The following is an 8,521-nucleotide window of genomic DNA, read 5'->3' as shown; positions in this document are numbered from 1 at the left end:
TTTTTTATGTGTTTTATTGTCTGGCAATATTTTCATTGGTAAGCTATCAATATCTAATAATATTTTACTCCCTTTTATTGCTGAATTATTATATAGTATTAATAAAGATTTTAAGAAATATATTTTTTTTCAAAATGATCTTACTGATATTGATTTGTTAATTGCCACTGGTGATGATAATAGTAGTGAGCACTTTAATTATTTTTTTAAATCGATTCCAAAAATTATTAGAAAAAATAGAAATAGTATTTGTGTTTTAGATGGTTCGGAAACAAAAGATGATTATCGTAGTTTAATGAATGATTTATTGATGTATTATGGATTAGGCTGTCGTAATGTGTCAAAATTATATATTCCTATTCAACTAAATATAAATATTTTACAGCCTCATATTAAGAATTTTTTTAAATCAAAAATTCCTAATAATTATCTAGATAATTATTTATTTCAAAAAACTAAACATACTTTGAACAAAATAGATTTTTTAGATTGTGGTCATACATTATTAACTCCTTCTAAATATATTTCTTCACCTATAAGTGTTATATATTATGAGTCATATAATAATTTAAGTGTAGTTAAAAAACATCTTAAAGATAATTGTAATATTATCCAGTGTGTTGTTTCAAATAGTATTGTGTTTGATAGAATGTCTTCTTTTGGAAAGTCTCAAATGCCAGATTTAAAAGATAAACCGGATGGTGTAGATATTATACAATTTATTTGTTCTCATTAGATTGTTAATTCATCTCAAAGCAACCTAAGTCCGGATTGATAGTTCTATTTACACCATTTATATCAGTAGGCACGTCTTTTGAAATAAGTTCAGATCCCGCATCAATGGCAATTGAATTAGAGTCTAATTCAAAATTAAAGATTTCATAATCTGCAAATCCAATTTCGCCGTTTAATATATTTCCTTCAAATACTTCTTGGTTCCAATTATTCCAATAGTTAGTATCTAATTTTAAGAAACAATAATCTAGATTATAATTAAATATGGTGTTTTCGTTAGATGATTGATCAAAAAATATCTCATTTTCATTTGCACCAGTGATTATAGAATTACCAAAATCAGCACGGATTAAATCACGTTCTTGAATAATACCATTATTATCTTCATAATAATTATTCAAAAAAACGCTAGGTGTTTGTCTAGAATTAAAAGGCCAAAAGTTGGCAAATGTGCAGTGTTTAAATTCGTAGTGACCACCAATATTTAAACCAATTAATGAAGTGCCACAATTAGCAATTAACATATTTTCACCATATATTTTACTCCCTTGAGCAAGTAGGCCAATATCTGACATATTAAATATTATAGAATTTTTAATTGTTAATATCGGTGATGAAGGAAGACTATTGATATCATTGACACCATCAATATGAATGCCAGTTTTTCCATTTTTTATAATAGTATATTCAATAATATGATTGTTACTACCAGGAAGCATCCATATTTTGCCCCATTGTCCTGGAGTATTGCTGTAGTCAATGATACTATGACTGTCAGTTCGGTCACTTTGTATTGTAATAGGCATTGAAAGTGTCCCTACACTGTGAAGTGAACTCAGTGAATCAATTACAATCCATGCATTATTATGTAAATATAGCTCACAACCTTGTTGAATTTTTAAAGTAGCTCCATTCTCAACAATTACATCACCATATATTACATGTGGCTTGTCGTTTGTCCATTCGGTAAATTCATTAACTGAGTAGTAATAAAATTGTTCATTTATCAATTCAAGTGGTACATTAGAGAAAAAATTTGAGTATAGCATAGAATCAAGATTACTTGCTTGATGTTGTTGAAAATCTGGTAAACTAGAATGAAAATACGCATCTCGACCCCAAGCAACTAAATCTACGTCCTGTATTTTATTATTGTAATTAAAAATAATTGAATCAGTTTCAATTAAGGGACTATTTAATCCATTAGGATCTATTGTGACTTCTGCAAAGATATATAGGCTATCACCAGTTCTTAATAAGGTGTTCGCAATTGAGTGATTTGCTTCTCCATCAATATTTAATTTAAAAGAAGAACTTTCGCCTTGAGCAAGCGAGATATAATCGATATTTATATCTTCATTTAAGTTGTTGTAGACTTTTAAATATCTTGTGCTAGATCCAGTGGTTGTAAATACAGTGTCAAATAAGAGTGTGTCTACAGAAAAAGAAATGAAGTTATTAGCTGTGTTATTATTAAGAATATTCTGGTCTTTTGTGCAACCAATTGATAGAGTTATAATAATAATAAATAAATATCTCAATTTAAATAATTAAAAAGTGTTGATAATTACAAATATACTTTAACATTTTATAATCGATAAGAAAATTAAATTATTGTATTATTTTTATGATTCAATTTGATTATTTACATTTGCATTCCTTTTTAGGTAAAATACGTAAGCGTTATGAAAAAAAATATACATCCAGATAATTATAGATTAGTAGTATTCAAAGATATGTCTAATGGAGACACATTTGTTACTAAGTCTTGTGCTGACACCAAAGAAACTATTAAGATTGATGGGACGGAATACCCTTTAATTAAAAGAGAAATAAGTAGTACATCACATCCTTTTTATACAGGAAAGATGAAGTTAGTTGATACAGCAGGACGTGTTGATAAATTTTACAAAAAATTTGGAAAATCTTCATTATCAACTAAAACAAANACNCANTAGTAGAAGANNCANNAGTNNAAGACCCAGTAGTAGAAGACCCAGTAGTAGAAGACCCAGTAGTAGAAGACCNAGTAGTAGAAGACCNAGTNGNAGAAGACCCAGTTGCAGAAGACNCAGTTGCAGAAGACTCAGTTGCAGAAGAGCTAGTAGTAGAGGACCCAGTTGCAGAAGAGCCAGTAGCAGAGTCATCATCAGCGGAGTCATCATCAGCGGAGTCATCATCGGAAGATTCTTCAACAGTTAAATAATCTGCTAATAAATATAAATAGTAGATATTTTTTCTTAAGTCAATTATATGAATTATATTCTTTATGATCCTGAGGATATTGAGAACTTTTATCCTTTTACCCTAACACGTCCCTTGTGTCAAATGCGTGTTTTTGGAGGCACAATTAAAGAGCACTGGGAAAAGTATTTAGGATGTTCTGTTTCAGTATTAACTCGTCACCACTTGACATCAGTTTATCCCACACAATGGGATGTTAAAGAAAATACTTTTATTAATTCAAAGTATTTGCCAATAGAAAATATTGAAAATGAAGAGCTTTTTCAAAATTTTAGTGATAGAGTTTCACTAGAATTTGTTCAAAATAAATTTTCAGAAGACATCCTTCCAAAACATATAATAAAATCATTATTTAGTTTTCAATCAAATTTAGATATAATCTCTCAATTCCAATCTTACACTACTATTTTCAAAAGCAATATTGATTGTTCAAAAAACATCTTATTTGATGATAAGGATGGACCAATTTATATTGAAAAAAATGTAACCATTATGCCAGGTGTAATGATTAAGGGCCCAGTACACATATGTGAGGGAGCTACCATTAAAATGGGAGCTAAAATATATGGGCCTACTGTTATTGGACCCTATTGTAAAGTTGGAGGTGAAGTTTCAAGTAGTATTTTTTTAGGTTATTCTAATAAAGCTCATGATGGTTTTTTAGGAAATTCAATAATAGGAGAATGGTGTAATATTGGTGCGGGTACTAGTACTTCAAATTTAAAAAATGATTATGGTAGTATAAAAATGTGGAATTATCATCTTAACAAATTTGAAGACTCTGGTCAGCAGTTTTTAGGTTTGTTTATGGGAGATCATACTAAGTGTGCGATTAATACTTCTTTTAATACTGGAACAACTGTTGGTGTTAATTGTAATATTTTTGGTGTAGGTTTTCATAGGAATTTTATAAATTCTTTTTCTTGGGGGGGGAGTCAGGGTTTTAAAAAATATGATTTTAAAAAGGCAATCAATGTTGCAGAAAAGGTTATGTCAAGAAGAAATCATAAATTAACGAAGGAATATATTAGTATGTTGAAGTTTGTATATGAAATGTAGAAAATTATTGATATTCTTTTCATGTAATATTCTTTGGTACAATATTAGTAGATTTTTTTTAATTATATAATTATATTAAAATATGAATAAATCAATTTTGCAAAATTTATCTTTATCAGATTCTGATGACTTTACAGACCTAATACCTTTAATGTCTACTGATGATGAAAAAAGACTCAACTCTATCAAAGTTCCTAAGAATATTGCTATTCTACCCTTAAGAAACGCCGTGTTATTCCCTGGTGTTGTAATTCCAATTACTGTCAGCAGAGATAAATCTATTGAATTGATTAACAATGCCTATAAAAAAAAACAAGTAATTGGTGTTTTAGCTCAAATTAACCCTGATATTGAAGCCCCGGAGGCAAAAGATTTAAATCNTATTGGTACCGTTGCAAAAATCTTNAGATTATTTAAAATGCCTGACGGAAATCTAACTGTGATTATTCAAGGCCAAAAAAGATTTTCAGTTGTTGAGATTGTACAATCTTCTCCATACTTTAAAGCAGAAATTCAGCGTTTTCTTGAAATAAAACCTCGAAGAACAAATCAAAATTTCAAAGCTCTAGTAGGTTCTCTAAGAGATGTGGCTTTAAAAATAATAAAAGAATCTCCCAATATTCCGTCTGATGCTAGTTTTGCTATTAACAATATTGAGAGCGATTCCTTTTTGGTAAATTTTGTTTCATCAAACATGAATTTAAAAGTGTCGGAAAAACAAAAAATGTTAAATGAACCAAAATTATTTGATAGAACAAAAATGGTTTTAAAGCATTTGAATAAAGAACTACGAATGCTTGAAATGAAAAATGAAATTCAATCCAAAGTTAAGTCAGAACTTGATGACCAACAGCGTGAGTATCTTTTAAATCAACAATTGAAAACGATTCAGGAAGAATTGGGTGGGAATGTGTTTCAAGAGGAAATTGAAAATATGCGAAAAACTGCTATGGACAAAAGTTGGAATAAAGATGTGGCCAATCATTTTGAAAAAGAAATATCAAAATTACAACGTATGAATCCTCAAGCTGCTGAGTACGGTGTGCAACGAAATTTTGTAGAAACATTACTGGATCTTCCTTGGGATGAATACACTAAGGACAATTTTAATCTTAAAAGAGTTAAAAAAATCCTAGAAAAAGATCATTATGGTTTAGAAAAAATTAAAGAAAGAATTATTGAACATTTAGCTGTTTTAAAATTAAAAGGAGATATGCGAGCCCCTATTATATGTTTACATGGTCCTCCAGGTGTAGGTAAGACATCGCTAGGAAGATCGATTGCAGAGGCATTAAAAAGAAAGTATATTCGTGTATCTTTAGGTGGAATGAGAGATCAGTCTGAGATAAGAGGGCATAGAAAAACATATATTGGAGCCATGCCTGGAAGAATTATTCAGTCACTAAGAAAATGTGGTTCTGCTAATCCTGTTTTTGTTTTAGACGAAATTGATAAGCTTTCACGAGATAGTTTTGGCGACCCTTCTTCGGCTATGTTAGAAGTTTTAGATCCTGAACAAAATAAAGAATTCTATGATAATTATTTAGAGATTGGCTTTGATCTCTCAAAAGTTCTTTTTATCGCAACTGCAAATGATATATCATCTATTCAGCCTGCTTTAAGAGACAGGATGGAGATGATTAATATTTCTGGATATAATATTAAAGAAAAGGTTCATATTGCAAAAAATCATCTATTTCCAAAATCATTACAAGAACATGGAGTAAGAGATAATATAGAACTTAATAAATCTTTACTAGAATATATTATTGACTCATATACTAGAGAATCTGGTGTTAGAGGTTTAGATAAAATATTAGCTAAAATTTCTAGGAGTATAGCGACTAAAATTGCTATGTCCATTAAAGTTAAAAGTAAATTAGAAGTTGATGATATAGAAAAAATCCTGGGTATTAAAAAATACAATAAAGAAGTTTATGATAATAGTCAATTTGTTGGTGTTGCAATTGGTTTAGCATGGACTCCTGTTGGTGGAGATATTTTATTTATTGAATCAAGTTCATGCGAAGGAAAGGGTAAGTTAACCATTACTGGAAATTTAGGTAAAGTAATGAAAGAATCTGCAATTCTAGCACTTGAGTACTTAAAGAAAAATAATTCAAGATACAATATTGAAAGTGGTATATTTAAGAATAGTGATTTTCATATTCACGTCCCTGAGGGAGCTATTCCTAAAGATGGGCCATCAGCTGGAATTACAATACTAAGCGCATTGACTTCTTTGATTACTAATAGAGGGATAAAAAAGTCGTTAGCTTTAACAGGCGAGATAACACTTAGAGGTAAGGTGTTGCCAGTTGGAGGTATAAAAGAAAAAATATTGGCAGCTCATAGAGCCAGTATTAAGCATATTGTTTTATGTAAAGACAACAAAAAAGATATTAAAGAAATTAATGCATCATATATTAGGGGTTTAAAGTTTCATTATGTTGATTCAATGGATCAGGTGCTAGATTATGTTTTATTAAAAAAATAATTACATGTTTTAAAAAAATATTTCATGAAAAAAATTTTAATTTTTTTTTTATTTTTCTCTCACCCTTTATTAGCACAGTTGGGAGGGGGTAATTCATTTTCATACTTAGAACTTAACACATCTCCAAGGTCTACTGCGCTTGGTGGTTATTTAACCTCAGTTTCAGACGATGATATAAATAATGGTGTCTATAATCCAGCTTTAATAAATGAATTAATGATCAATAATCTAAGTATAAATTTTACAAATTACTATTCAGATATTTCATATGGAGATGTTAGCTATTGTTTTAAAATTGAAGACTATAAATTTATCTCTTCTTTTAAATTCATTGATTACGGTCTGTTTACTGAGACAAATGAATTAGGTCAACAACTTGGTCAATTTAGTGCTGGAGAGTATGTCTTTTCTACAGGTACTAATAAAATGATTGATTCGACATTTTTTGTTGGTGCAAATTTAAAGTTTGCATATTCATCCTTATATCAATTAAATTCCCTAGCCGCTCTTTTAGATTTAGGGTGTACTTATTTTCACCCAAAATCTAATTTAGTTGCAAGTCTTTTAATTAAAAATATTGGATATCAGTTTGACACATACTATGATGATCAGCGAGATCTTCTTCCATTTGAATTTATTTTTGGCATATCAAATAAATTAGAACATATGCCTTTAAGATGGCATTTGACTTTTCAGCATTTAGAAACACCTGATTTATCTTTTGATAATACAGCCCAATCTGATTTTATAGATAGTAATACATTTTTTAATTCTGTTCTCAATCATCTTGTATTAGGTGCAGAATTTTTAATACATAAAAATGCTAACCTATTTGTAGGTTACAATAATAAAATAAGAAATGAAATGACTATTGAAAATAGAAGAGGTTTGGTTGGTTTCTCAACAGGATTTTCAATCAAAATTAAAAGATTTAAATTGACTTATTCTGTATCTGCTAATCACTTGTCTAATGCAATAAGTACTTTTGGAATAACTAGTAGATTAAAGAAATGATTGAAAAAATTATAATAGCAATTGATGGTTATTCTTCAACTGGCAAAACTACTTTAGCTAAAATGTTATCCAAGTATTTGGATTATAAACATATAAACACTGGTGCTATGTATCGTGCGGTAACTCTACATGCTTTACGTAATAACTGGATTCTTGATTCAGTTGGTTTTGAAGGGATTAAAAAAAAATCAATCTTAAAATCTTTGGATTTGTTGAAATTTGAATTTATTCTTAATGAAAAGCAATTCTATCAGATTTATTTAAATAATGAAAATATAGATAATCAAATTCAAGATCCTTTAGTAGCTAAATATGTAAGTTTTGTTAGTAGATTTCCTGAGTTAAGAAAAAAAATTGTTACTGTGCAGCAAGAGATGGGTAGAAATGGAGGTGTTGTTATGGAAGGTCGTGACATCGGCTCAGTTGTCTTTCCATCTGCTGAATTAAAGTTATTTATTACAGCTTCATTAGAAGTTAGAGCAAAAAGGCGATACAATGAGTTATTAAGTATGGGGGTTAGTATTAGTTATTCAGAAGTTTTAAAAAATTTAGAAACAAGAGACTTTCAAGATTCAACCAGAAGAAATAGTCCACTTATTAAAGTTGAAGATGCAATTTTAATTGATAATACATCTTTAAATACTTCAGAACAATTTAATTATGTTTTGAGATTACTTAAGAGTAAATTTAATTTTTTATAAAAAAAAAGTTATTTATTGTTTTTTATATAAACATAATATGTATATTTGCCTCCCTCTAAAGTATTTAGAGTTCGTTAAGAACTGATATAATAGAGTTATTCGATCATTGAAAATTTAGGAAAAAATAAGGTAAGTGTAATAAACAACCTTTTCTTTTCTTTTTTGAAACATTCTTGAGACAAAATTTTTTTAAAACTTTTTACAATGAAGAGTTTGATCCTGGCTCAGGATGAACGCTAGCGGCAGGCCTAACACATGCAAGTCGAGGGGT

Annotated in this window: 7 protein-coding genes and 1 rRNA gene; 7 read left to right on the top strand and 1 reads right to left on the bottom strand. The window is 29.1% G+C overall.

Annotated elements, in window-relative coordinates; all coding sequences use genetic code 11:
• Positions 1 to 740: 740 nt before the first annotated feature.
• Positions 741 to 2,276 (bottom strand): hypothetical protein, encoded by a 1,536-nt coding sequence (locus CBD51_005600; GenBank protein RPG58183.1) that lies wholly within the window; start codon positions 2,274 to 2,276, stop codon positions 741 to 743.
• A 144-nt stretch (positions 2,277 to 2,420) separates the two neighbouring features.
• Here CBD51_005600 and CBD51_005595 point away from each other — a divergent pair, with 144 nt between their 5' ends.
• From CBD51_005595 to CBD51_005565, 7 genes are all read left to right on the top strand, one after another.
• The gene (locus tag CBD51_005595) at positions 2,421 to 2,693 is read left to right on the top strand and encodes a type B 50S ribosomal protein L31 (GenBank protein RPG58182.1); all 273 of its coding nucleotides are present in this window, start codon (positions 2,421 to 2,423) and stop codon (positions 2,691 to 2,693) included.
• Complete coding sequence (locus tag CBD51_005590; protein ID RPG58181.1) at positions 2,653 to 2,937, top strand: hypothetical protein; 285 nt, start codon at positions 2,653 to 2,655, stop codon at positions 2,935 to 2,937. Before CBD51_005595 ends, CBD51_005590 begins: the two co-directional genes overlap by 41 nt.
• A gap of 51 nt (positions 2,938 to 2,988) precedes the next feature.
• Positions 2,989 to 4,038, top strand: coding sequence for a glucose-1-phosphate thymidylyltransferase (locus CBD51_005585; protein ID RPG58180.1), 1,050 nt, complete (start codon positions 2,989 to 2,991; stop codon positions 4,036 to 4,038).
• Between the two features lie 82 nt (positions 4,039 to 4,120).
• On the top strand, positions 4,121 to 6,535 hold the full coding sequence (gene lon / locus CBD51_005580) for an endopeptidase La (protein RPG58179.1): 2,415 nt from the start codon (positions 4,121 to 4,123) through the stop codon (positions 6,533 to 6,535).
• Positions 6,536 to 6,559: 24 nt separating this feature from the next.
• Positions 6,560 to 7,549: a type IX secretion system protein PorQ gene (porQ, locus tag CBD51_005575; protein RPG58178.1), complete on the top strand. Its 990-nt coding sequence runs from the start codon at positions 6,560 to 6,562 to the stop codon at positions 7,547 to 7,549.
• On the top strand, positions 7,549 to 8,250 hold the full coding sequence (locus CBD51_005570) for a (d)CMP kinase (protein RPG58184.1): 702 nt from the start codon (positions 7,549 to 7,551) through the stop codon (positions 8,248 to 8,250). Before porQ ends, CBD51_005570 begins: the two co-directional genes overlap by 1 nt.
• Positions 8,251 to 8,446: 196 nt before the next feature.
• Positions 8,447 to 8,521: ribosomal RNA gene (locus CBD51_005565) — 16S ribosomal RNA — on the top strand; the annotation flags it as partial.

Source organism: Flavobacteriales bacterium TMED191, assembly GCA_002171975.2.
Lineage (GTDB): Bacteria > Bacteroidota > Bacteroidia > Flavobacteriales > TMED113.
Note: the sequence above shows the minus strand (reverse complement) of the source record. Positions and strands in the feature narration are given on the sequence as shown.

Excerpts from the sequence above, each read along its gene's own strand:
- porQ (RPG58178.1), top strand. The coding sequence starts at position 6,560 with ATGAAAAAAATTTTAATTTTTTTTTTATTTTTCTCTCACCCTTTATTA.
- CBD51_005585 (RPG58180.1), top strand. The coding sequence starts at position 2,989 with ATGAATTATATTCTTTATGATCCTGAGGATATTGAGAACTTTTATCCT.